General features: G+C 73.9%; 22 protein-coding genes. 11 read left to right on the forward strand and 11 right to left on the reverse strand.

All coding sequences use genetic code 11. From position 1 onward, the window contains the following. Positions 1–45 precede the first annotated feature (45 nt). On the forward strand, positions 46–531 hold the full coding sequence (ispF, locus tag HNQ05_RS03845) for a 2-C-methyl-D-erythritol 2,4-cyclodiphosphate synthase (protein WP_147147238.1): 486 nt from the start codon (positions 46–48) through the stop codon (positions 529–531). Next, on the forward strand, positions 528–1325 hold the full coding sequence (locus HNQ05_RS03850) for a PhzF family protein (RefSeq protein WP_147147236.1): 798 nt from the start codon (positions 528–530) through the stop codon (positions 1323–1325). The genes ispF and HNQ05_RS03850 overlap by 4 nt, the downstream gene beginning before the upstream one ends. On the opposite strand, the gene HNQ05_RS03855 is transcribed toward HNQ05_RS03850, so the two are convergent. The 7 genes from HNQ05_RS03855 to dnaA form a co-directional block, all read right to left on the reverse strand. Next, a complete protein-coding gene (locus HNQ05_RS03855; RefSeq protein ID WP_147147234.1) occupies positions 1322–1942 on the reverse strand; it encodes a TenA family protein in 621 nt (206 codons plus the stop codon). The genes HNQ05_RS03850 and HNQ05_RS03855 overlap by 4 nt on opposite strands. A 10-nt stretch (positions 1943–1952) precedes the next feature. Next, positions 1953–2207 (reverse strand): hypothetical protein, encoded by a 255-nt coding sequence (locus HNQ05_RS03860; RefSeq protein WP_147147232.1) that lies wholly within the window; start codon positions 2205–2207, stop codon positions 1953–1955. Between the two features lie 8 nt (positions 2208–2215). After that, positions 2216–3292, reverse strand: a complete 1077-nt coding sequence (locus HNQ05_RS03865) for a VWA domain-containing protein (protein WP_147147230.1) — start codon at positions 3290–3292, stop codon at positions 2216–2218. 2 nt (positions 3293–3294) lie between these two features. Continuing rightward, a complete protein-coding gene (gene pyk / locus HNQ05_RS03870; RefSeq protein WP_147147228.1) occupies positions 3295–4722 on the reverse strand; it encodes a pyruvate kinase in 1428 nt (475 codons plus the stop codon). Further along, positions 4712–5980, reverse strand: coding sequence for a phosphopyruvate hydratase (eno, locus tag HNQ05_RS03875; protein ID WP_147147226.1), 1269 nt, complete (start codon positions 5978–5980; stop codon positions 4712–4714). The genes pyk and eno overlap by 11 nt, the downstream gene beginning before the upstream one ends. 20 nt (positions 5981–6000) lie before the next feature. Continuing rightward, complete coding sequence (dnaN, locus tag HNQ05_RS03880; RefSeq protein WP_147147224.1) at positions 6001–7086, reverse strand: DNA polymerase III subunit beta; 1086 nt, start codon at positions 7084–7086, stop codon at positions 6001–6003. A 260-nt stretch (positions 7087–7346) separates the two neighbouring features. Beyond that, positions 7347–8675 (reverse strand): chromosomal replication initiator protein DnaA, encoded by a 1329-nt coding sequence (gene dnaA / locus HNQ05_RS03885; protein WP_147147388.1) that lies wholly within the window; start codon positions 8673–8675, stop codon positions 7347–7349. A gap of 88 nt (positions 8676–8763) precedes the next feature. Between dnaA and mnmG the strand changes: the two genes are divergently transcribed. Genes mnmG through HNQ05_RS03905 form a run of 4 tightly spaced genes read left to right on the forward strand, consistent with a single transcriptional unit; the run spans position 8764 to position 12677 of the window. After that, positions 8764–10587 (forward strand): tRNA uridine-5-carboxymethylaminomethyl(34) synthesis enzyme MnmG, encoded by a 1824-nt coding sequence (gene mnmG / locus HNQ05_RS03890; protein WP_147147223.1) that lies wholly within the window; start codon positions 8764–8766, stop codon positions 10585–10587. Further along, entirely contained in the window at positions 10584–11126 is a 543-nt protein-coding gene (locus tag HNQ05_RS03895) for a 16S rRNA (guanine(527)-N(7))-methyltransferase RsmG (RefSeq protein WP_147147221.1), read from the forward strand. Before mnmG ends, HNQ05_RS03895 begins: the two co-directional genes overlap by 4 nt. Then, positions 11123–11881, forward strand: coding sequence for a ParA family protein (locus tag HNQ05_RS03900; RefSeq protein WP_147147219.1), 759 nt, complete (start codon positions 11123–11125; stop codon positions 11879–11881). The genes HNQ05_RS03895 and HNQ05_RS03900 overlap by 4 nt, the downstream gene beginning before the upstream one ends. Beyond that, positions 11865–12677 carry a ParB/RepB/Spo0J family partition protein gene (locus tag HNQ05_RS03905; RefSeq protein WP_147147217.1) on the forward strand — a complete coding sequence of 271 codons (813 nt, stop codon included), beginning with the start codon at positions 11865–11867 and terminating at the stop codon, positions 12675–12677. Before HNQ05_RS03900 ends, HNQ05_RS03905 begins: the two co-directional genes overlap by 17 nt. On the opposite strand, the gene HNQ05_RS03910 is transcribed toward HNQ05_RS03905, so the two are convergent. Genes HNQ05_RS03910 through HNQ05_RS12310 form a run of 3 tightly spaced genes read right to left on the reverse strand, consistent with a single transcriptional unit; the run spans position 12674 to position 15896 of the window. Next, positions 12674–14719 (reverse strand): DNA internalization-related competence protein ComEC/Rec2, encoded by a 2046-nt coding sequence (locus tag HNQ05_RS03910; protein WP_147147215.1) that lies wholly within the window; start codon positions 14717–14719, stop codon positions 12674–12676. The genes HNQ05_RS03905 and HNQ05_RS03910 overlap by 4 nt on opposite strands. Continuing rightward, positions 14716–15231 carry a ComEA family DNA-binding protein gene (locus HNQ05_RS03915; protein WP_147147213.1) on the reverse strand — a complete coding sequence of 172 codons (516 nt, stop codon included), beginning with the start codon at positions 15229–15231 and terminating at the stop codon, positions 14716–14718. Before HNQ05_RS03915 ends, HNQ05_RS03910 begins: the two co-directional genes overlap by 4 nt. Then, positions 15210–15896 carry a YcxB family protein gene (locus HNQ05_RS12310; RefSeq protein ID WP_147147211.1) on the reverse strand — a complete coding sequence of 229 codons (687 nt, stop codon included), beginning with the start codon at positions 15894–15896 and terminating at the stop codon, positions 15210–15212. The genes HNQ05_RS03915 and HNQ05_RS12310 overlap by 22 nt, the downstream gene beginning before the upstream one ends. 78 nt (positions 15897–15974) lie before the next feature. Between HNQ05_RS12310 and HNQ05_RS03925 the strand changes: the two genes are divergently transcribed. The 5 genes from HNQ05_RS03925 (at position 15975) to HNQ05_RS03945 (ending at position 21003) form a co-directional block, all read left to right on the forward strand. Continuing rightward, a complete protein-coding gene (locus HNQ05_RS03925) occupies positions 15975–16169 on the forward strand; it encodes a hypothetical protein (RefSeq protein WP_147147209.1) in 195 nt (64 codons plus the stop codon). Further along, complete coding sequence (locus HNQ05_RS03930; protein ID WP_147147207.1) at positions 16157–17329, forward strand: hypothetical protein; 1173 nt, start codon at positions 16157–16159, stop codon at positions 17327–17329. Before HNQ05_RS03925 ends, HNQ05_RS03930 begins: the two co-directional genes overlap by 13 nt. 232 nt (positions 17330–17561) lie before the next feature. Further along, positions 17562–18551, forward strand: a complete 990-nt coding sequence (locus HNQ05_RS03935) for a polyprenyl synthetase family protein (protein WP_147147205.1) — start codon at positions 17562–17564, stop codon at positions 18549–18551. 634 nt (positions 18552–19185) lie between these two features. After that, positions 19186–19719, forward strand: a complete 534-nt coding sequence (locus HNQ05_RS03940) for an inorganic diphosphatase (RefSeq protein WP_147147201.1) — start codon at positions 19186–19188, stop codon at positions 19717–19719. 42 nt (positions 19720–19761) lie between these two features. Further along, positions 19762–21003: a hypothetical protein gene (locus HNQ05_RS03945; protein ID WP_147147199.1), complete on the forward strand. Its 1242-nt coding sequence runs from the start codon at positions 19762–19764 to the stop codon at positions 21001–21003. A gap of 7 nt (positions 21004–21010) precedes the next feature. On the opposite strand, the gene HNQ05_RS03950 is transcribed toward HNQ05_RS03945, so the two are convergent. Further along, on the reverse strand, positions 21011–21196 hold the full coding sequence (locus tag HNQ05_RS03950) for a YrhK family protein (protein ID WP_147147197.1): 186 nt from the start codon (positions 21194–21196) through the stop codon (positions 21011–21013). Positions 21197–21236: the final 40 nt, after the last annotated feature.

The raw sequence follows: 21236 nt of genomic DNA on the forward strand, positions 1-21236 counted from the left end.
CTGCGTCACAACACCGTCACAAAGGGGCTCCGGTAGACTGGGAGCATGTGGATCGGCTACGGAGAGGACGCCCACCGGCTCGAGCCGGGCCGGAAGCTGATGCTGGGCGGGGTGGAGATCGCCTCGGACCGGGGGGCGGTGGCCCACTCCGACGGCGACGCCCTCCTGCACGCAATCGCCGACGCGGTGCTCTCCGCGGTCGGCGCGGGCGACATCGGCGAGGTCTTCCCCGACACGGACCCGCGCTGGGCGGGGCTTGCGGGGGAGGAGCTGCTGGAGCGGGTGCTCGAGCTCGCCGGCGCCCACCCGCTGCGCTGCGAGCGGCCCCGTTGCGGGCGGGTGCGCCAGGTGCGGGCGGTGGTGACGCTCGACCGCCCCAAGCTGGCCCCCCACCGCGAGGCCATGCGCCGCCGCATCGCCGAGCTGTGCGGGCTCGAGCCCGCCGACGTGAGCGTGGCCTTCAAGACCAGCGAGGGGCTGGCCCCGGACCACGTGCAGGCGCGGGCGCTGGTGGTGCTGGAGGAGGCGTGAGCCTCCTCTTCGGCGTCGACGCCTTCACCGACCGCCCCTTCGCCGGCAACCCCGCGGCCGTCTGCGTGCTCGCCTCGCCCGCGGACCCGGCCTGGATGCAGGCCCTGGCCGCGGAGATGAACCTCTCGGAGACGGCCTTCCTCTGGCCCGAGGGCAGCGCCTGGCGGCTGCGCTGGTTCACCCCCAGGGTCGAGGTGGACCTCTGCGGTCACGCCACCCTGGCCAGCGCCCACGTGCTCTGGCGCCACCTGGAGCGTTCCGAGCCGCGCCTCGTCTTCGAAACCCGGAGCGGGCGGCTCTTCGCGACGCGCGAGGGGGAGCGGATCGGCCTCGACTTCCCCGCGCCGGCGGCCGTGGCCGCGACCCTGCCGGACGAGATCGCGGCGGCGCTGGGCGGGGCGCGGCCGGTCTGGAGCGGCCGCGCCGAGGACGACTGGATCGTGGTGCTGGAAAGCGCGGCGGCGGTGCGGACGCTCGCGCCCGACCCGGGCCGGCTGGCGCGGGCCCCGGCGCGCGGGGTGGTGGTGACGGCCCGCGACGAGAGCGGCGCCTACGACGTCGTCTCGCGCTTCTTCGCCCCCGCGGTGGGCGTGGACGAGGACCCGGTCACCGGCTCGGCCCACGCGCGCATGGCCCGCTACTGGGCGGGGGTGCTGGGGCGGGACCGCCTGCGCGCCTATCAGGCGTCGCCGCGCGGCGGGGCGCTCGAGCTGGAGCTGCGGGGAGACCGGGTGCTGCTGTGGGGAAGGGCCGTGACCGTCTGGTCGGGGCGGGTGACGGCCGCGTTGGGCTAGCCGTAGTGGCCGGCGAAGGCCTGGGCCATGTCCCAGCTTCCCCACTCGAGGCGCAGGATCTCGCCGACGAGGGCGTGGACCCGCTGGCGCTCCGCTTCGCCTGCGGCCAGCCACGCCTCCTCGGCCACCTCGGCGAGGTCGTGCAGGTAGGCCTGGAACTCGGGGGCGGTCCAGTGTTCCACCAGGTCGACGAAGGGGCCGCCGCTGGGCGCGGCGCTGCTCCAGGCGTCGTGGAAGACGCGGTTGATCGTCCACAGCGCGACGACGCTGACCGGGTAGGGTTCCTGGTCCAGCACCCGCAGGAAGGCCAGGTAGCGTTCGCGGGCGGGGTGGGCGGGGGCGGCCGGGTTGATGGGTTGGATGGCCATCCAGTCGAGGTCCTCGACGATCCCCACCAGGCCGTGGGCGAGCACCAACCGGTGGGCGCGGGGGGCGCGGGGCACCAGGCGCGCCTGCAGCTCCAACAACCCCTCGACGAAGCGGTAGTTCTGCTCCATCCAGGCGTAGACGCTGCGCTCGGACACCTCGCCGCCGCGCAGGCGATGCAGGAAGGGATGCCCCAGCAGGCGCTCCCACTCGTCCCAGTGCGCGTCCCGTAGAGCCAGCAGGTGTTTCATCGCCCCAAGTCTACCGCCGTTCTTCGGGCGGCGCGGTGCAGGTGAACAAGAGGTTCTCGACCTCCTGCAGGTAGGCGTCCTTGGGCACGAGCTCGATCCCGCCCGCACCGCGCGCCGGGTAGTAGGTAAGGCCGAGCGAGAGCGGCGTGCGCGCCTGCCGCTGCTCCCAGACCCAGGCTGGAGCGCGGCGCGTCCAGACCCCTACGCTCCGCGACCATCCCTCGAGCACGCCCGTGACCCAGGCGGCCTGCCACCAACGGCGCATGCCCCAGTTTACCGCGCGGTCCGCAACAGGTCGGTGAGGACCCGGCGCCCGAGCTGCCCCGGGTCGACCTGGAACGCCCGCCCCCGGGCGGTGCGGGCCAGCTCGCGCACCCGCGCCAGCGCCTGGGGTTCGTCGTCGAGCATGTAGACGTCGAGCTCCGCGCCCGCGCGGCGCAGGCGCGCGGCCGCGGTGTGGGTGGCCCGCTCGATCTCGGGGTCGCGCCCCCAGGCGTTCTTGTAGACCCGGCCGTCGGGGCGCAGAACCGCGGTGGGGCGGCCGTCGGTGACGAGGACCGCCCGCCGGCGCACGTCGCCCTGGCGGCGCAACCACTCCCGGGCGGCCTCGAGCGCCGCGGCCGTGTTGGTGTGCGAGGGGAGGGCGCGCAGAAAGGGAAGCCGCTCGGGCGGAACCGGGACGGCGACGTCGTGGAAGCAGACGACCCGGAGGCGGTCGCCCTCGCGCCCCAGCCAGTGATGCAGCGCCAGCGCGAGCCGCTTGGCGGGGCCGAAGCGGTCGACCCCGTAGAGCACCATCGAGTGGGAGCAGTCGAGGAGCAGCGCCACCGCGGAACGCCGTCCGCCCTCGCCCTCGCGCACCCGCAGCTCCGCCAGCGTCAGCCCGCCCCGCAGCAGCCCCGCCTTCAGGGTCGCGGCGGCGTCGAGCTGCAGCGGCTCCCCCCAGCGCCAGGGGCGCACCGGGCCGTGAGGCTCGTGCGGCCCCCGCACCCCGGCGCGGGGCCAAGCCCCGCCGGACGGCCGCGCCTGCGGCAGCAGCGTCCGCAACGCCCGCAACGCCGCCAGGCGCAGCAGCTCGGGATGGGCCTGGAGCCGCGGCGCCGCGGCGCCCGCCGGCTCGATCCAGCCGCGGTTTCGCAGCAGGTCCAGCGTCGCCGCAGCGGCGGCCCCGGGGTCGGCCTCCCCCGCCTCGCGGGCGGCGTCCTCCAGGGCTTGCCGAAGGCGCTCTTCGTCGGGGAGCCCCTCGGGCTCGGGCCGCTCCCCCAGGTGCAAAAGCGCTTCGGCGGCCAGCGCCAGCGCCGCGGCCGGCGGCGGCGCGTCGGGGCGGGCCCGGGCGTAGCGCACCCGCACGGCTACTTCACCTGTTCCACCCAGACCATGTTCGTCGAACCGCGGACGCCGAAGGGCACCCCCGCGGTGATGACGATGCGGTCGCCCACGTCGGCCAGCTTCGCGCTCTTGACGAAGTCGACGGCCTCGGCGACCATCTCGTCGGTGCTCGTCGGGTCGGGAGCGGTAGCCGTGTACACCCCCGAGGCCAGCACCAGCTGCTGGCGCACCCGGGCGTTGGGGGTGAGCGCCAGGATGGGCACCCCGGGGCGGTAACGGGCCACCCGCCACAGCGAGGACCCCGACGCCGTGAAGACGACGATCACCTTGGCCGGCAGCGACTCGGCGACCTCGGTGGCCGCCAGGGCGATGGCGTCCTGGGTGTTGTGTTCGGGCTCGGGCCGCAGGATCCGCTGGGCGTTCTGGTACTCCGGGGAACCCTCGACGGCGCGGGCCACCCGCGCCATCATGGCCACGGCCTCGACCGGGTACTCCCCCACGGCGGTCTCGGCCGAGAGCATCACCGCGTCGGAGCCGTCGAAGATGGCGTTGGCCACGTCCGAGGCCTCGGCGCGGGTGGGGCTGGGGCTGTGAATCATCGACTCGAGCATCTGCGTGGCCGTGACCACCGGCTTGCCGGCGGCGCGGGTGCGCCGGATCAGCCGCTTTTGCACGATCGGCACCTCTTCCGGGGGCATCTCCACCCCCAGGTCGCCGCGGGCGACCATGACGCCGTCGGCCTCGGCCAGGATCTCGTCGAAGCGCTGCACCGCCCCGGGTTTTTCGATCTTGGCCATCAGCTTGGCGTCGTGGCCCAGGCGGTTCATGTAGTGGCGCGCCAGCAGCAGGTCGTCGCGGCTGCGCACGAAGCTGACGGCGACCCAGTCCACCCCCAGCTCGGCGCCCAGCGCCAGGTCCTCGATGTCCTTGTCGGTCATCGCCGGGATCGAGAGGTCGGCCCCGGGGATGTTGATCCCCTTCTGGTCCGAGAGCACCCCGCCCACCTCGACGACGGTGTGAATCTCGCCGCTGGCGTGGTCGACGCGGTCCACCCGCAGGCGCAGCCGCCCGTCGTCGAGGAGCAGCATCTGACCCGGCTCCACGTCGCCCACCAGCCCCTTGTAGCTCACCGAGACCTTGTGCTCGTCGCCGGAGACGTCGGCGGTGGTGAGCACGAAGGGCTGCCCCGCCTTGAGCACCGCCTTCCCCTCGGCGAAGCGCCCGACGCGGATCTTGGGCCCCTGCAGGTCCTGCAGGATGGCGACGGGGCGGGCGGCGTGCTCCGCGGCGGCGCGCACCATCTCGACGGTCTCGCGGTGGTCCTCGGGGCGGCCGTGGCTGAAGTTGAGGCGCACCACGTTGAGCCCCGCGGCGATCATGCGGGCGAGCACCTCGGGGTCGCGCGAAGCGGGCCCGATGGTGGCGACGATCTTGGTGCGCTTAGAAAGCATCGTACCCCAGGAAGCGGGCGGCCGCGCCCAGCGCCTCCTCGATGCGCAGCAGCTGGTTGTACTTGGCCAGGCGGTCGGAGCGCGAGGCCGAGCCCGTCTTGATCTGGCCGGCGTTCACCGCCACCGCCAGGTCGGCGATGTAGCTGTCCTCGGTCTCGCCGGAGCGGTGCGATATCACCGTGCGGTAGCGGTGGCGCTGGGCGAGCCGCACCGTCTCGAGCGTCTCCGAGAGCGTCCCGATCTGGTTGAGCTTGACCAGGATGGCGTTCGCCACCCCCTCGCGAATGCCGCGCATGAGGAAGTCGGGGTTGGTGACGAAGAGGTCGTCGCCGACCAGCTGCACCCGGTCGCCCAGGCGCTCGGTGAGCCGCTTCCAGCCCTCCCAGTCGTTCTCGTCGAGGCCGTCTTCGAGCGAGACGATGGGGTAGCGCTCGACCCAGTCGGCCCAGTACTCCACCATCTCCTCGGAGCCGAGCACCCTGCCCTCGGCCTCGAGGTGGTACTTGCCGTCTTGGTAGAACTCGCTCGCGGCCGGGTCGAGGGCGAGGGCGATCTCCTTGCCCGGCTCGTAGCCGGCGGCCTGGATGGCCTCGATGAGGACCTCCACGGCCTCTTCGTTGCTCTGCAGGTTGGGGGCGAACCCGCCCTCGTCGCCGACGTTGGTGCCGTAGCCGCGCTTTTGCAGCACCCCTTTGAGCGCGTGGAAGGTCTCGACGCCGTAGCGCAGGGCCTCGCGGAAGCTGGGCGCCCCCGCGGGCACGAGCATGAACTCCTGGAAGTCCACGCGGTTGTCGGCGTGCTTGCCGCCGTTGATCACGTTCATCAGCGGCACCGGCAGGGTGACCCCCTGCGCCCCGCCCAGGTAGGCGAAGAGCGGCAGCTCCACGGCCTCGGCCGCGGCGCGCGAGACCGCCAGCGAGACCGCCAGGATGGCGTTGGCCCCCAGGTTCGCCTTGTTGGGGGTGCCGTCGAGCTCGAGCATCGCCCGGTCGATCCCCTCCTGGTCGAGGGCGTTCATCCCGATGATCTCGGGGGCGATCCGCTCGTTCACGTTGGCCACCGCCTGGAGCACGCCTTTGCCCCCGAAGCGGGGCCCGCCGTCGCGTAGCTCCACGGCCTCGTGCTCACCGGTCGAGGCGCCCGAAGGCACCATCGCGTGCCCGATCTGCCCGCCCTCCAGCGTCACCTCGGCCTCGACGGTGGGGTTGCCGCGGGAGTCCAGGACTTCGCGTGCGGTTACTTCGACGATTGTGGTCATGGCCACCTCCGCCCCTCAGCTTAAACCCGCAGGGGGACCACGACGGCCAGGTAGCCGCCGTCCTCGGCGTCCTGGATCACGCTGGGGCTGGCCGCCCCCGAGAAGCGCAGGCGCGCCTTGCCTGCGATCGGGCCCAGCGCTCCCTCCAGGTACTCGGCGTTGTAGGCGAGCACCATCTGCGCCTCGCCACGGGCGTCCACCTCGAGCCGCTCGACGCCGCGGCCGTAGTCGCCCTCGGCCACCACCTCGAGCCGCCCCCCTTCGAAGACCAGGTCGACCCGGTGGTTGTTGCGGTCGGCCAGCACCTTGACGCGCTTGAGGCTGTCCTTGAGGGCGGCGGCGTCGATCTCGGCCTCGAGGGCGAACTCCGGGGGGATCACCCGCTCGTAGTCGGGGAACTCGCCCTCCATCAGCGCCGCGGCCATGCGGAAGCCCTCGGCGGCCAGGGTGAGGTGGCCGCCCAGCAACCCCAGGGCGACCTCGCCCTCGGTGCGCTCGAGGACGCGCACGATCTCGTCGACGCTGCGCGCGGGGACGACGAACTTGCGCTCGGCGTCGAGGGCGAGCTCCAGGTCGTAGAGGGCGAGCCGGAAACCGTCGGAGGCGACGCTGCGCAGCCGCGTCGGGTGCAGCTCGAGCTGCACCCCGCGGAAGATGGCGCGGTAGTCCTCGCCGCTGGCGGCGTAACGCACGCGCGCCAGCGCCCGCCCCAGCTCGCGCGCCGGCAGGCGGACCACGGTCTCGGCCTCGAAGGCCAGCGGGGGAAACTCGGCGGGGTCGGCCGTGGTGAGGCGGGTGGTGAAGGAGCCGCTCTCGATCGTGAGCTGCCCCTCCTCGAGCCCCAGCTCCACCAGCTCGCCGGGGAGGTTGCGCACCACCTGGCCGATCAGCTGACCGGGAACCAGGCGCACCGCCGCGCCCTCGACCTCGGCGGGAACCACGAGCTCCAGATCAAGCTCCCCGTTTGAGCCCTGAAGCCGCAACCCCCCCTCCGCAACCTCGAAGCGCAGGTGGGTGAGCGCGGGGTTGCTGGCACGGGCTGGAATGATGCGCTCGAGCATGCCGAGCGCTTCGGCAAAGGTGCGTTTGGGCAAGCGAACCTGCATACGTCCTCCGTTCTTAAAGGAAGGTGACGAAGTTCCTTAAACTTAAAGATACCGTAGTCGTAACCGTAGGGGCTGGGGATACTGTGGAAAAGCCGCTTCCGCGCCGCGCCGGACGGGCGCCGGCCTGGGGAGGCCGCTGGGGACAAGCCCCGGCGCGCCGGGGAAAACCTGGGGAGGGCGCCGGGCTTCTCCACAGGCCGGCCGCCGCCGCGGTTGTCCACAGGCTGTTCCACAGGCTTTCCCCAGGGTTATGGGCAGGGTTATCCACGGCCGGCCCACCTGCTTTCGAACCCCTCGACGGTCCGGCGCAGCTCGGCGTCCTCCGCGAGCAGCTTGCCGATCTTCTGGGTGGCGTAGAGGACGGTGGTGTGGTCGCGCCCCCCGAAGAACTGGCCGATCTCCGGCAGCGAAGCCCCGGTGAGCTGGCGGATCAGGTACATGGCCACCTGCCGCGGCCGCACGACCTCCTTGCTGCGCCCCTTCGACTTGAGGTCGGCGGGGGTGACGCCGTAGTGCTCGGCCACGGCCGCGAGGATCTCGTCCATCGTCACCGCCTCGCCCGCGGTGTGGAAGAGGTCGGCCAGCGCGCTCTGGGCCACCTTGGGCGTGATCGTCACGCCGGAGAGCGAGGCGTAGGCGATCAGGCGCATCAGCGCCCCCTCCAGCTCGCGGATGTTCGAGGCCACCTGGCGCGCCACGTACTCGAGCACCTCCTCGCTGAGCTGGACCCCGCGGCGCTCGGCGTTCATCTTGAGGATGGCGATCCGGGTCTCCAGGTCGGGGGGCTGGATGTCGGTGATCAGCCCCCACTCGAAGCGGCTGCGCAGCCGCGACTCGAGGGTGAGGATCTCGCGCGGCGGCCGGTCGGAGGTGAGCAGGATCTGCTTGCCGTCCTCGTAGAGGGTGTTGAAGGTGTGGAAGAACTCCTCCTGGGTCCGCTCCTTGCCGGCGATGAACTGCACGTCGTCGACGAGGAGCATGTCCACCGAGCGGTAACGCTCGCGGAACTGGTTCATGCGGTCGGAGCGGATGGCGCTGATCAGGTCGTTGGTGAAGGTCTCGGTGGAGACATACTCGACGCGGATCTCCGGGAAACGCTGGCGCGCGTAGTGACCCACGGCGTGCATCAGGTGCGTCTTGCCCAGCCCCACGCCCCCGTAGATGAAGAGCGGGTTGTAGGCCTTGCCCGGGGCCTCGGCCACGGCCATGGCCGCGGCGTGCGCCATCGAGTTGCCGGGGCCGACGACGAAGCTCTCGAAGGTGTACTTGGGGTTGAGGCGGGTGCGGGGGGCGGCGGCCGGCACGCGCGCGTCTTCCTGGAGGATCGCGTCCTGAACGACCTCGCCAGGCACGACCTTGAGGCGGAACTCGGGCGACTGGGCCCCCAGGCGCAAAAGCGCCTCCTGGATCAGGTGGCCGTAGTGCTTCTGGATCCAGTCGCCGGCGAAGCTGGTGGGCACGCCCAGCTCGAGCGCCCCGCCCGTCAGCCCCAGCGGCTTCACGCGGGCGAACCAGGTGTCGAATTCGACGCTCGTGACGTTCTCGCGTACGTAGTCCAGGACGTTTTCCCAGATGCTCTCGTGGGTCAAACCGGGCACCTCCAACAAGCCTTTACATTCTACCCGAGCCGGAGCGGCGGGCCCCAAATTTTTCCGAGCGCGTGCTAGCCTTAGGGGTATGGAGGTTTCACGTGAAACCTTTGACGTGGTCGTCGTCGGCGGCGGCCATGCGGGGATCGAGGCGGCCGCGGCCGCGGCGCGGCTGGGGGCGCGGGTCGCCCTCGTTACCGGCGACCCGGCGCGCATCGGCCTGATGCCCTGCAATCCCGCGGTGGGCGGCCCCGGCAAAAGCCAGCTCGTCCACGAGGTCGAGGCGCTGGGGGGCTGGATGGGCCGGCTCGCCGACGCCGCGGCCATCCACACCCGGGTACTCAACCGCTCCAAGGGGCCGGCGGTGCGCAGCCTGCGGGTGCAGACCGACCGCGACGGCTACGCCGCAGCGGCCCGTGCGGCGCTGGCCGCGGAGCCAAACGTTGTGGTGGTCCGCGGCGAGGTGGTGGATATCCTGCGCGAGGGCGGCCGACTCGCCGGGGTGCGCACCGCCGACGGACGGGGGCTGCGGGCTCCGGCTGCGGTGCTGGCCGCGGGCACCTTCCTGCGAGGGCGCATCTGGTACGGGCTGCAAAGCCGCCCCGCCGGGCGGCAGGGCGAGCCCCCGGCGCGCCACCTCTCGGCGGCCCTCGAGGCCCTGGGGCACCGCACCCTGCGGCTCAAGACGGGCACGCCCCCGCGCATCCTCCGCCGCAGCATCGACTTCGCCGCCCTCGAGGAGGTGCCCCCCGACGACCCTCCGGGCAGCTTCTCCGGCCGTCCCGGCCCCCACGCGGCGGCGCTGCCTACCTGGACGACGCGCACCGGCCCGCGCACCCACCGCCTGATCCTCGATCACCTGGGCGAGTCGCCCCTCTACGCCGGCCGGATCGACGCGGTGGGGCCGCGCTACTGCCCTTCGATCGAGGACAAGGTGGTGCGCTTCGCCGACAAGGACAGCCACCTGCTCTTCGTCGAGCCCGACGGGCTCGAGACCAGCGAGGTCTACCTGCAGGGCTTCTCCTCCAGCCTCCCCCCGGTGGTGCAGGAGCGGATGGTGCGCAGCCTGCCGGGCTTCGAGCGGGCCGTCATCCAGCGCTACGCCTATGCCGTCGAATACGACGCCTTCGACCCCACCGACCTCAGCCCCGGCCTGATGTCGCGCCACCTCCCCGGCCTCTTCCTCGCGGGCCAGGTCAACGGCACCTCCGGTTACGAGGAGGCCGCCGCCCAGGGCCTGATCGCCGGGCTGAACGCCGCGCGCTTCGCGGCCGGGCAGGCCGAGGTCGCGCTCGCCCCCGACGAGGCCTACATCGGGGTGCTGATCGACGACCTGGTGACCCGCGGCGTGGACGAGCCCTACCGGATGATGACCAGCCGGGTGGCGCTGCGGCTGCTCGTGCGCGGCGACAACGCCGACGAGCGCCTCGTTCCCCGGGCGGCGTCCTGGGGGCTGCGGCCGGCCGCCGACGCCGAGCGGGTGGCCGCGAAGTACGCGAGGGTGCGCTCCGAGCTCGAACGCCTCGGGCGCGCACGCATCGAGGGGGTGCCGGCCAGCGTCTGGCTGCGCCGCCCGGGCGCGACCCTGGCGGAGGCCTGGCGGCGCGTCGGCCCCCCGCCGGCGCCGCTGAGCCGCGAGGAGGCCGAGCAGGTCGAGATCCGCGCCAAGTACGCCGGCTACATCGAGCGCCAGGAGCGCCAGCGGGCGCGCGCCGGCGAGCTGGCGGCCTACCCGGTTCCCCCGGAGCTGGACTTCCGCACCGTGCACAACCTCTCGCGCGAGGCGGTGGAGAAGCTCTCCCGCCGCCGGCCCGCCAACCTGGCCGAGGCGGCGCGCATCCCCGGGCTGCGCGACTCCGAGATCACCGCGTTGCTCGTCCACCTCGCCCGCCAGAACCGCAGGAGCGCATGAAGAACCGCCTCGAAGCCTACACCGAGCTGCTGGAGCGCTACGCCGCCAGCGCCAACCTGGTCTCCCCCAAGGTGCTCGCCGAGCTGCCCCGCCACTTCGAGGCGGCGCGCGCCTACGGCGCGGTCCTGCCCGAGGGGGTCGGCGTCCTCGACGTGGGCTCGGGCGCGGGGCTGCCGGCGGTCCCGCTCGCGATCGCGCGTCCGGACCTGAGCCTCACCCTCGCCGAGCGGCGCGCCAAGCGCGCGGCCTTCCTGGACCTGGTCACGGCCCGCCTGGGGCTGCAAAACGTGCGCGTGTACAATGGCGACGTGCAGCAGTGGACCGGCCGCACCGCCTACGTGACCGCGCAGGCGGTCGCCCCCTTCGACGTCGTCTACCGCCTCGTCGCCCACGCGGCGGACTACCCGCTCACCCTGATCGCCCGCAAGGGGCCGGGGTGGCGGGAGGAGGCGGAGCGGCTGGGCGCCGAGGTGTTTCACGTGAAACCCCTGGGGCCCGCCGCCGAGCTGGTGGCCCTGCGGCTGGAGGCGCCGCGGTGAAGCGGCTCGGCATCGTGAACCAGAAGGGCGGCGTGGGCAAGACCACGACCGCGGTCAACCTGGCCACCTACCTGGCGCTGCTGGACCGCAGGGTCCTCCTCGTCGACCTCGATCCCCAGGCCAACGCCACCTCGGGTCTGGGGGTGGCGCCGAGTCCCCCCGACGCCGGCACGGCCGCGGTGCTGCTCGAGGGCGCCGAGCCGGCCGCCCAGACCGTGCACCTGGAGAGCTACGGCCTGGACCTGCTTCCCGCGGGCGAGGGCCTGGTCGCCGCGGCCGCTGAGCTGCTCGACGACCCCTTCCGGCTGCGCACCCGCCTGGCCGGGGTGGAGGCAGGCTACGACTTCGTCCTCTTCGACGCCCCGCCCAGCCTGGGCCCGTTGACGATCAACGTCCTCGCCGCCGCCGAAGGCCTGATCGTGCCGCTGCAGACGGAGTACTACGCGCTCGAAGGCATCGCCCGCCTGGTCGAGACCGTCGAGAAGGTGCGCGGCGCGCTCAACCCGGGGCTGCGCATCCTCGGCATCGTGCTCACGATGTACGACGGCCGCACCCTGCTCTCGCAGCAGGTCGAGCAGAACGCCCGTGAGCACTTCGGGGACCGCGTCTTCTGGACGGTGATCCCGCGCAACGTGCGCCTTTCCGAGGCGCCCAGCTACGGCGAGCCGATCGCCAAGTACGCCCCCACCTCGGCGGGGGCGCAGGCCTACGGTCGGCTGGCCGCGGAGGTGATGCGACGTGTCGAGAAAGCCTAGGGGGCTGGGCCGCGGGCTCGACGCCCTGCTGCCCAAGACCGGGGGCCACCCCACCCGCCTGCCGCTGGCGCTGATCCGGCCGAACCCCGACCAGCCGCGGCGGCGCTTCGACGAGGCCGCGCTGGCCGAGCTCGCCGCCTCGATCAAGAAGCAGGGGCTCTTGCAGCCGCTGCTCGTCCGTCCCCGCGGCGAGGGGTACGAGCTCGTCGCCGGCGAACGCCGCTACCGCGCGGCGCAGATGGCGGGGCTCGCCGAGGTGCCGGTGGTCGTGCGCGAGCTCGACGACCGCACCGCACTCGAGCTGGCCCTAGTCGAGAACCTGCAACGCGAGGACCTGAACCCCATCGAAGAGGCCCAGGGCTACCAACGCCTCGTCGAGATGGGCCACGCCCAGGCCGAGATCGCCGAGGCCGTGGGCAAGGCGCGCAGCACCGTGGCCAACGCCCTGCGCCTGCTGCAGCTCGACGAGGCCAGCCAGCAGGCCCTGGCCGAGGGGAAGATCAGCGCCGGCCATGCCCGCGCCCTGCTGATGGCGCCGCCCGGCGAGCGCGGCCGGCTGCTCCAGCGCATCGTCAAGGACGGGCTCTCGGTGCGCCAGGCCGAGCGCCTGGCCAGCCGCCCGAAGAAGAAGCCCGCCCCCAGAGGCGCGGCCTACGCCGAGCTCGCCCGCGACCTCGAGCGCCAGCTGGGCTTCAAGGTGCGCTTCAGCGGCGAGGGGAAGGGCCGGCTTGAGATCTTCTACTACTCCGAGGAAGAGCTGAACGCGATCCTGGAGCGCCTGGGCTACCGCGGCTAGCGCAGCGGCAGCCGCACCGAGCCGTCGCGGTCGGCGCGCAGCACCCGCACGTTCCAGGCCGCAAGGCGCTCCAGCACCCCCGGGTCGGGGTGGCCGAAGGCGTTGGGCCCCACCCCGATCCAGGCGACCCGCGGGCGGAAGCGGCGCAGCAGCGCGTCCGTGGTGCCGTCGGCGGCCCCGTGGTGAGCCACCTTGAGGACGTCCACGCGCCCGGGCGGCCACGCCAGCGCGTGCCGGGCGGGGGCGTCGCCGGTGAAGAGCAGCCGCCGGCCGCGGTAGGTGAGCAGAAAGACGAGGCTGCGGTCGTTGTCCTGCCCCGGCGCCGAGGGCGGCGGGTGCACAAAGCGCAGCTCCGCTCCGCCGAGGCGCAGCACCCGGCCGCGGCTCACGTTCACGACCGGGACCCCGCGGTCCCGGGCCGCGGCGCGCAGGCGCGCGTCGAGGGGGTCGTCGGGCTTGGGCGGCCCCAGCGCCAGCGCCCCCACGGGCACGAGCTCCAGCAGCTCCGGCAGGCCGCCGGTGTGGTCGGCGTCGGGGTGGGTGCCGACGGCCAGGTCGAGGTCGTCCACCCCCAGCGCCGCGAGCGCCCGCGCCAGACCGCGGGCGTCCCAGGCGTGGCCGGCGTCGACCAGGATCTCCACCCCGCCCGGAAGCCGCACCAGCGCCGCGTCCCCCTGGCCCACGTCCAGGAACCAGACGTCGGGGCGCACCCGGTCGGCCGTCGCCGCGGCGACGAGCACGGCCGCGGCCGCCAGCGCCAGCGCGAGGCGCGGCGCCAGCCGGCGGTAGAGCGCGAGGGCCAGCGGCGCCAGGGCCAGGTAGTAGAGCGCGTAGCCGCCGGCGACGAGGTCGCCCCAGTGCAGCCCCGGCAGCTGGGCGAAGAGACGGGTGCCGCCGAGCAGGAGCTCCGCGGTCAGGTTGAAGGGCGCGGCCAGCAGCCCCGAAAGGGCGGGCAGCGCCGCCTTGAGGAAACCCAGCGGCACCAGCAGGCCCACGAGCGGCAGCAGCACCAGGTTGGCCAGCGGGCTGGCCAGCGGCAGGTAGCCGAAGCGGTCGAGCACCAGCGGCAGGGTGGCCGCCTGGGCGGCCAGGGTGAGGCCGAGGCCGCCGACCAGCGCCGCCTTCCAGCGCGGCCGCTGCGGCAGCAGCGGCAGCGCCAGGGCGATGCCCAGCACCGCCAGGTAGGAGAGTTGGAACGAGAGGCTGCCCACCGCGTACGGCGTCACCACCAGCTGCGCGCCCAGGGCCAGGGCCAGGAGCGAGGGGAGCGGCACCTCCACCAGCCCCGCGGCGCGGGCCAGCAGCCAGACCCCGGCCATCAGGGCCGCCCGCAACAGCGAGGGGCTGGGGCCGACGAGGGCCAGGTAGCCGAGCAGCAGCGCCAGCGCCGCGAGGTAGCGTCCCCGCCCCAGCGGGGCGGCGAGCAGCACGAAGAAGCCGACGAGGAGGCCCACGTGCAGCCCCGAGAGGGCCAGGGCGTGGGCCAGCCCCGCCCTGCGGAAGGCCTGCACGTCGTCCCCCAGGGCCTCACGCTCCCCCAGGGTGAGCGCCCGCGCCAGCCCCGCGGCCGCCGGGTCCAGGCCCCGGAGCAGGTTCGCGCGCACGCGGTCGCGCAGCCCCGGGGGCGGGGGGCGGTACGCGAGCCGCCGCACCTCCCGCAGCTCGGCCCGCACCCCCCGCCCCCGCAGCCAGGCGCGGCGGTCGAAGCCGCCGGGCAGGCGGGCGCCGTCGGGCCGCGCCAAGCGGCCCTCCACCCGGACCCAGCCGTCCGCCAGGGGTGGGTAGCCGCGCAGGTAGAGGGGCGCCGGAGCGGTGTGCAGCACCCCGCCGCGCAGCTCGCCTTCGAGGACGACGCGCTCCCCCAGCCGCTCCGCCCAGGGGTCGCCGAGCGTTCCGAGGCGCACCAGCACCAGCCCCAGCCCCAGCGCCAGCGGCCAGCGCGCGCTCCTGGGGAGCGCCGGCAGCGCCAGCAGCCCGAGGATCGCCCAGGGCCCGGCGAGCGCGGCCAGCAGGGCTCCGGCGGCGAAGGCGTAGGGGGTCACGGCGTCAGGTAGGGGCGGAGGCGTTCGAGGGTGCGGGGGCCGATGCCGGGCACCCGCACGAGCTCGTCGAGCGTGCGGAAAGGGCGCCAGGCGACGATCCGCCGCGCCAGCGCGGGGCCGATGCCGGGCACGGACTCCAGCTCCTCCGCGCTCGCGCGGTTGACGCTCACCCGCGGCCGCGGAACGCCCGGAGCCCGGGCCGCCGCCTCACCGCGGGCGGGCACCCGCAGCGACTCGCCGTCGGCGATGGGCAGGGCGAGGTCGAGCGCGTCCAGGTCGGCCTCGGGGGTCCCGCCGCCCGCCGCCGCGAGGGCGTCGGCCACCCGCGCTCCGGGCTCGAGCGCGTACACTCCCGGGCGCCGCACCGCCCCGGTCACCGCCACCACCGGCGGTTCCTGCTCCGAGGCCACAGGGGAAAACCGCACGGTGAGGTGCGGCTCCAGACGCGCGATTCCCAGCGCCAGCACCAGCGCCAGGTAGAGGACGAGGGCTACAGGTTGGAGGCGTGCCACTCCACCAGGGCCACGCCCAGGCCGAGCACGCCGGCGAAGATCAGGTAGCTGAGGTCGGCCGTGGGGTTCATGTAGATCCAGTACCCGGCGGCCCCCAGGGTGCCGAGGCTGAAGAGCTTGAGGAGCGCGCCCATGAAACCGCCGGTGCGGCGCGCCGGCGCGGCCGCGGGCTCGGTGGTGTAGATCTCCGCGGCGGGGGCGGGTTCCTCGGGGGGCGTAATCGGCGGGGGCAGCTCCTCCTCGAGCGTCACCGGACGCTCTTCGGCGCTCTCGGGGGGTTCGGCCGCCGCGGGCTCCGCGGGCGCCGGCTCGGGCTCCGGCGGCGCCGGCGGCGGGGCCGGTTCCGGCGGCGGGGCGCTCACCGTAGCCTGCTTCTGGCGGGCCACGAAGGTCTTGACCGATTCGAAGAAGAGCCGCAGCTCGTCGACCTGAAAGGCGCGCACCGGCGCCTCGATGAGCGGCGCGGCCTCGCCCATGACCACGAGGGTGCCGCCCTTGCCCCCCACCACCTTCTTGATCTTGTCCAACGGCGCCCGCTGCACGCCGGCCTCGCCGATGTAGAACAGCTCGGCCCGGGTGAGGGCGAGAAGGCCGTCGGCGCCTTCGAGCTGTGAAACGACCTCGTCTTGGGTAAGCTCCCGAAGCTTTTCTTGATATGCGCTCATGTTGCTGTATATTCTACCCGATTCGACGGTTTCCACGCAGGAGCGCGCCGGCCGCGGGCGGCGCGGTATGGTGTAGGCATGAAAGAGGTGCATTTCCGCCTGGTCACGGGCACGGATCCCGAGCTGTTCCAAGAGCGACTCAACGCCGTGGTGGCCGATCTTCCCGACGACGCCATCATCGTCGACGTGCTGTTTTCCACCGCCCATTCCGGCCGCGTCGCCGAGTACTCGGCCCTGATCTATTACAAAGAAGTCGAACCGTGGAAGGATTGAGCGTCGCGCTGCTGGGCCGCACCCCCGAGCTGCCGCGCTCGCCCGGGGCCGAGCTGGTGATCTACCTGCTGGCGCGGCCGGGCTGGCGCAGCCGCGAGGAGCTGGAGCAGCGGATTCCCGAGCTGGACCGGGCGCTGGAGCTCGTGCGCGCGAGCCGCTACGGCCCCTACCTGGAGGAGGCCGACGGGCGGTACCAGCTGCGCGCCGAGAGCGACGTCCTCGCCTACTGGCAGGACGCCTACCGCGACTGGCCCAAGACGGCGGAGCGCTATGGCGAGCTGGCTGCGGGGTTTGCGAGCGCCATCCCCGAGTTCCAGGACTGGCTCGAGGCCGAACGGCGCGAGGTGCTGCACGCGCTGTGGGGCACCGCGGTGGGCAAGGCGAACGCCCTGCTCGATCAGGGGGCGGGGGATGCGGCGCTGGCGCTGGTGGCGGGGGCCGAGGCCGCCTATCCGCTCGAGCCCGCCTCGGCCCTCGACCTCGCCGACTTCTACTGGCGCGCCCGCCGCCCCGCCGACACCGCGCGGGTCATCGAGGCCGTGCTGGAGGCCATCCCCGAAAAATACCGGGGCCGCGCCCGGCTGAACCTGGCCGCCGCCCGGCTGCGCGCCGGCGACGAGGCCGCGGCGCTGGCCGAGCTGCGGGCGCTCGAGGCCGAAGGGGGCGAGCTGGGCGTCTGGGCGGGGGTGCATCGCGGCAGCCACGCGGTGCTCGCCGGCGACGCGGAGCTGGCGCTGCGCCTCGCCGAGGAGGCCTTCGCCGCCGCCGAAGAGGCCACCGACGGGGAGCTGGCCATCGCTGCGCTGATGCTGAAGGGCGAGGCGCTGACCGCGCTGGGCCGCCCCAAGGAGGCGGCTCACGCCCTGGGCGAGGCCCTGGGCATCCACGAGGTGATGGGGCGCAGCTTTTCCCCGGTGGTGCTCGCGCTTTTGGCAGAGGCCCACGCGGCCTGGGGCTACCCGGACAAGGCGCGCGAGCTCGCTGAAAAGGCCTTCAAGGAGGCGCGCTCCCAGCGCGACCCCTACGCCGCGAGCCGCGCCCTCTGGGCCCTCCACCGCGCCACCGGCGAGGCCGGCTATGCGGAGATGGCGCGGCGCGAAGCGGCCGAGGCCGGGCACGCGCCCTGGATGCGGCGGCTGGAGGAGCTCGAAAAGACGTAAACGCCAACGGTTGCCGTTGCCAACCTCCTATAATTCCGACCGGAATGCTTGAAATTAGCCGGGCGGACCGGGCAGGGTTCCGGCCCCTCTTCACGCTCTTGGGCTGGGCGGGCCTGTGTGCCCACGAGACCCGGAGCTCCGCGCCTACCTGCTGTTCACGGCGGGCTTCACCCGCACACGCCGGCGCGCGCGCCGCTTGGAGGCCCGGGTGCGCGGGGGCTAGAATGGCCCCGTGACCCCGCTCGCCCGCGAGATCCAGCGCACCCTGCTCGCCGCCCTGCCCGAACCCGAAGCCGCGCCGCGGCCGGAGCTGGCCGCCTACGCGCGGCTCTTGCGCGACTACCCCGAGCGGGGCGGCAAGATGCTGCGCGGGCGCCTCGTCGTCCTCACCGCGCGCGCCTACGGCGACGACACCGCGGCGCTCGGGGTGGCGGCGGCGCTCGAGCTCTTCCAGAACTGGGTGCTGATCCACGACGACATCGAGGACGACTCCGACGAGCGCCGGGGGCGGCCGGCGCTGCACCGGCTCGTGCCCATGCCGCTCGCCCTCAACGCCGGCGACGCCCTGCACGCGACGATGTGGCGCCTGCTCGCCGAGGCGGGGGCGCGCCGCAAGGTGCTGCTCGAGTTCGCCGAGCTCGTCGAGACGACGGCGAGCGGGCAGCACCTCGACCTCAGCTGGACGCTCGAGGACCGCTTCGACCTCACCCCGGACGACTACCTCGAGATGGTGCGCCGCAAGGCCGCCTACTACACCGCGGTGGCGCCGCTCAGGCTGGGGGCGCTGGCCGCGGGGGCGATGCCCGACCCCGTCTTCGCCAGCGCCGGGCTCGAGCTGGGCGTGGCCTTCCAGATCGTCGACGACGTGCTCAACCTCGAGGGCGACCCCGCGGCCTACGGCAAGGAGGCCGCGGGTGACCTCTGGGAGGGGAAGCGCACCCTGATCCTGCTCGACTGGCTGGCGGCCGCCGAACCCGACGAACGTGCCCGCGCCGAGGCGCTGCTGCGCAAGCCGCGGGCCGAGAAGGACCCCGCCGAGGTGGCCTGGCTGCACGAGCGCCTGATCGCGTCGGGGGCGGTGGCGCGCGCCCGCGAGCGCGCCCGACGAATGGCCGAGCCCGCCCTGGCCGAGCTCGAGCAGGCCTTCGCCGCGCTGCCGGGGCAGGATGCCGCCCGCGAGGCGCTGGACCTGCTGGCCGCGCTGGTCTGGCGCGAGCGCTAGCCGTAACCTCCCAAGACGCGGATCCTAGAGCCGACGGCCGCGGTGCCCTGTTCCGCAGACCGCAAGCCGCGGATTCCTCCCGGCCTCCCCCTTGGGGGAGGCGGCGGCGCAGCCGCCGGAGGGGGGGTGGTTGGGGGCGGTGCGTGGCGCGTAGTACGTAGTACGGGGTACGCGGTAGGTGGTGGATAGGTCGTGGGGTGTGGGAACGGCGCAAGGCGGGCTCCTGCAGGCCGCGGGTACCGGCCACGAACCACAAGCCACGCCCCACCCACCGCCTTTCCCCGCCTCCCCGGCCAAGGCCGGCCCACCGGCCGAGATCCGGGGCCCACGTAGCAAACGACGCCGAGGGTAAGGCTGCTCGCAACCCCTCCACCACGAGCCCCAAGCTACGAGCCACGGGCCGCTGCTCAAGAGCCGCTTTCCAAAACCAACCCCCCACCCGGCCCGCCCCAAAGGGGAGGGCGCTTTCGTCTTTCCGCGACGGGCGCAGCGCCCCGGCCCGCCTTTTGGACAAGCCTCGGGCCCCGGCTTTCGCTGGGCTGACGAGAGAGGCCGGTGGCGACGGGTTGGCGTAAACCACGCGTTCGAACGTTACAGCTAGCGCCGCAAGCCGGGGCCGCCGTATCCTGGGGCCATGGCCAACCTGCACGACATCCCCATCGGCGACGGCGCACCCCAGACGGTGCACATGATCATCGAGGTGCCCCACGGATCGGCGAACAAGTACGAGTTTGACGAGGAAACGGGCATGGTCAAGCTCGACCGCGTCCTCCCCGGGGCCCAGTTCTACCCGGGCGACTACGGCTTCATCCCCCAGACCCTCGCCGAGGACGGCGACCCCCTGGACGGGATCATCCTCTCCAGCTACCCGCTGCTTCCCGGCGTCCTCGTCGAGACCCGGGTCATCGGGCTCTTGCACATGGAGGACGAGAAGGGCCCCGACTCCAAGGTCCTCGCTGTGGTGGCCGAGGACGCACGGCTCGACGCGATCCAGGATCTGGACGACGTGCCCCAGGGCAAGCGCGACGAGATCGCGAACTTCTTCGAGACCTACAAGGCGCTCGAGGCCAAGAAGGGCAAGTGGGTGAAGGTCACCGGCTGGGGCGGCCGCGACGCCGCGGTGGCCGAGGTGGAAGCCTGCATGAAGCGCTACCGGGAAGGCGCCTGACCTTCCCACCCAGTTCACCGCCCGCCGGGCTAGGCTGGACCCATGGACCTGCACCGGCGCTGGGCGGCCCGCCGGGCCTGGCGCGTGCGCGCCGCTCTCGCGGCGCTGCTCGCGGCGTCGGCCTGGGCGCTGAAGCCGGCGCTCGGCCCCTGGGCGCTGGCCCTGCCGCTAGCAGCCCTCCTCTACCCGTCGCGGCGCGAGCTTGCCGCGGCCCTCGCCGAGATCGACCGCCGGCTGGGCCTCGCCTACCGCACGGCGCTGGAAACGCCCGCGGCGGACCCCGCCTACCCGCGGCTCCTGGCCGAGGCCGAGCGCGTCGCGCGGACGGCGCGGCCGCCGGGGCCGCCGCTGCGCGAGGCGGCGCTGGCCCTCGCGCTCTGGGTCCTGGCCGCGGCCCTCCCCTTTCCGGCGTGGCCCCCGGGCCCGCCGCCGGCGGGAGAAGCCCTGAGCGAGGCGGCTCCGGCCACCGCGGAGCCCTCCCCCCGGGGAGCGCGGGACCGGGCGTCCCCCGCCGCCTTGCCCCCCGCGGAAGCGCCGGAGGCCGCAGCCCCCTCCGCGCCCGAACCCGGGGCCGGGGAGCCGGCGCCGTCCTCCCCGGAAGAGGCCGCCCCCCCGGCGTCGCCAGCCGAGGCGGCCCCGCAGGAGACCGCGACCAACGCGCCCGCAGGCGAAGGCGGAGAGGAAAGGACCGCCCCCGCCGAGCGGCCGCAGGTACAGCCGGGCGACGAGGCCACAGGCCGCGCCCCCGGGGCGGCGGCCGACCGCAGCGGGGAGCCCCCCGGTGGAGACCGCGCGCAGCCGGAGGCTCGGGAGGGCGCGCCGCCGCAGCCGGGCCCGCCCCAAGCGGCCGAGGGGCCGCCCGCGGGCGCGGCCAAGACCGAGGACCTCCGGGAGGGAACGGCCGCCTCCGAAACGCCGGAAGCCGGAACCAGGGGGGCCGAAGCGCCGCGGGCGGGCGCCGCAGAAACCGAGGGCCACGGGAATGGGGAAACGCCCGTATCCGGCACCGCGGAGGCCGGGGCCGAGGGGGCCGAGGGGGCCGAAGGTGCGGGGGCGGGCCAGGGCCGCACGAACGCCTCCGGAGCCGCGGCCGACGCCCTCGAGCCCGCCCCGCCCGAGGCCGCGAAGGCGCCGGAGGGGCCGCCGGCGGAGCTGCCCTCTCCCTGGGAGGAGGGGACGCCGCCCGAAGCGGTGCGGCGCGCCGCGGAACGCTACCTGCAGGAGGCGCCGCTGCCCCCCGGCGCCGCGGAGGCGCTGCGGCGCTACTTCGAGCTCGACCGCTGACCCGGCTTCAGCCGTCGCCGTCCAGCCAGAGCCGCCCCAGGCGCTCGAGCAGCATCGCCGTGCTGCCGAAGATGAAGAGGTAGACCCCTTCGGTGTAGCGGTTGGGGTTCAGGAAGAGGACGCTTCCCACCACGAAGGCCAGCCCTCCGGAAAGGCCGAGGGCGGTGAGGGCCTTTTTCTGCGCGCGCCGCATCTACTCCCCCTTATACACCGTCCAGGGGCGGTCTTCGTCC

Source organism: Oceanithermus desulfurans (assembly GCF_014201675.1).
GTDB classification, from domain to species: Bacteria; Deinococcota; Deinococci; order Deinococcales; family Marinithermaceae; genus Oceanithermus; species Oceanithermus desulfurans.

Excerpts from the sequence above, each read along its gene's own strand:
- HNQ05_RS03895 (WP_147147221.1), top strand. The coding sequence starts at position 10,584 with ATGAAGAACCGCCTCGAAGCCTACACCGAGCTGCTGGAGCGCTACGCC.
- dnaN (WP_147147224.1), bottom strand. The coding sequence starts at position 7,086 with ATGCAGGTTCGCTTGCCCAAACGCACCTTTGCCGAAGCGCTCGGCATG.
- HNQ05_RS03860 (WP_147147232.1), bottom strand. The coding sequence starts at position 2,207 with ATGCGCCGTTGGTGGCAGGCCGCCTGGGTCACGGGCGTGCTCGAGGGA.
- HNQ05_RS03950 (WP_147147197.1), bottom strand. The coding sequence starts at position 21,196 with ATGCGGCGCGCGCAGAAAAAGGCCCTCACCGCCCTCGGCCTTTCCGGA.
- pyk (WP_147147228.1), bottom strand. The coding sequence starts at position 4,722 with ATGCTTTCTAAGCGCACCAAGATCGTCGCCACCATCGGGCCCGCTTCG.
- HNQ05_RS12310 (WP_147147211.1), bottom strand. The coding sequence starts at position 15,896 with ATGAGCGCATATCAAGAAAAGCTTCGGGAGCTTACCCAAGACGAGGTC.
- HNQ05_RS03925 (WP_147147209.1), top strand. The coding sequence starts at position 15,975 with ATGAAAGAGGTGCATTTCCGCCTGGTCACGGGCACGGATCCCGAGCTG.
- HNQ05_RS03940 (WP_147147201.1), top strand. The coding sequence starts at position 19,186 with ATGGCCAACCTGCACGACATCCCCATCGGCGACGGCGCACCCCAGACG.
- eno (WP_147147226.1), bottom strand. The coding sequence starts at position 5,980 with ATGACCACAATCGTCGAAGTAACCGCACGCGAAGTCCTGGACTCCCGC.
- HNQ05_RS03855 (WP_147147234.1), bottom strand. The coding sequence starts at position 1,942 with ATGAAACACCTGCTGGCTCTACGGGACGCGCACTGGGACGAGTGGGAG.
- ispF (WP_147147238.1), top strand. The coding sequence starts at position 46 with ATGTGGATCGGCTACGGAGAGGACGCCCACCGGCTCGAGCCGGGCCGG.
- HNQ05_RS03945 (WP_147147199.1), top strand. The coding sequence starts at position 19,762 with ATGGACCTGCACCGGCGCTGGGCGGCCCGCCGGGCCTGGCGCGTGCGC.
- mnmG (WP_147147223.1), top strand. The coding sequence starts at position 8,764 with ATGGAGGTTTCACGTGAAACCTTTGACGTGGTCGTCGTCGGCGGCGGC.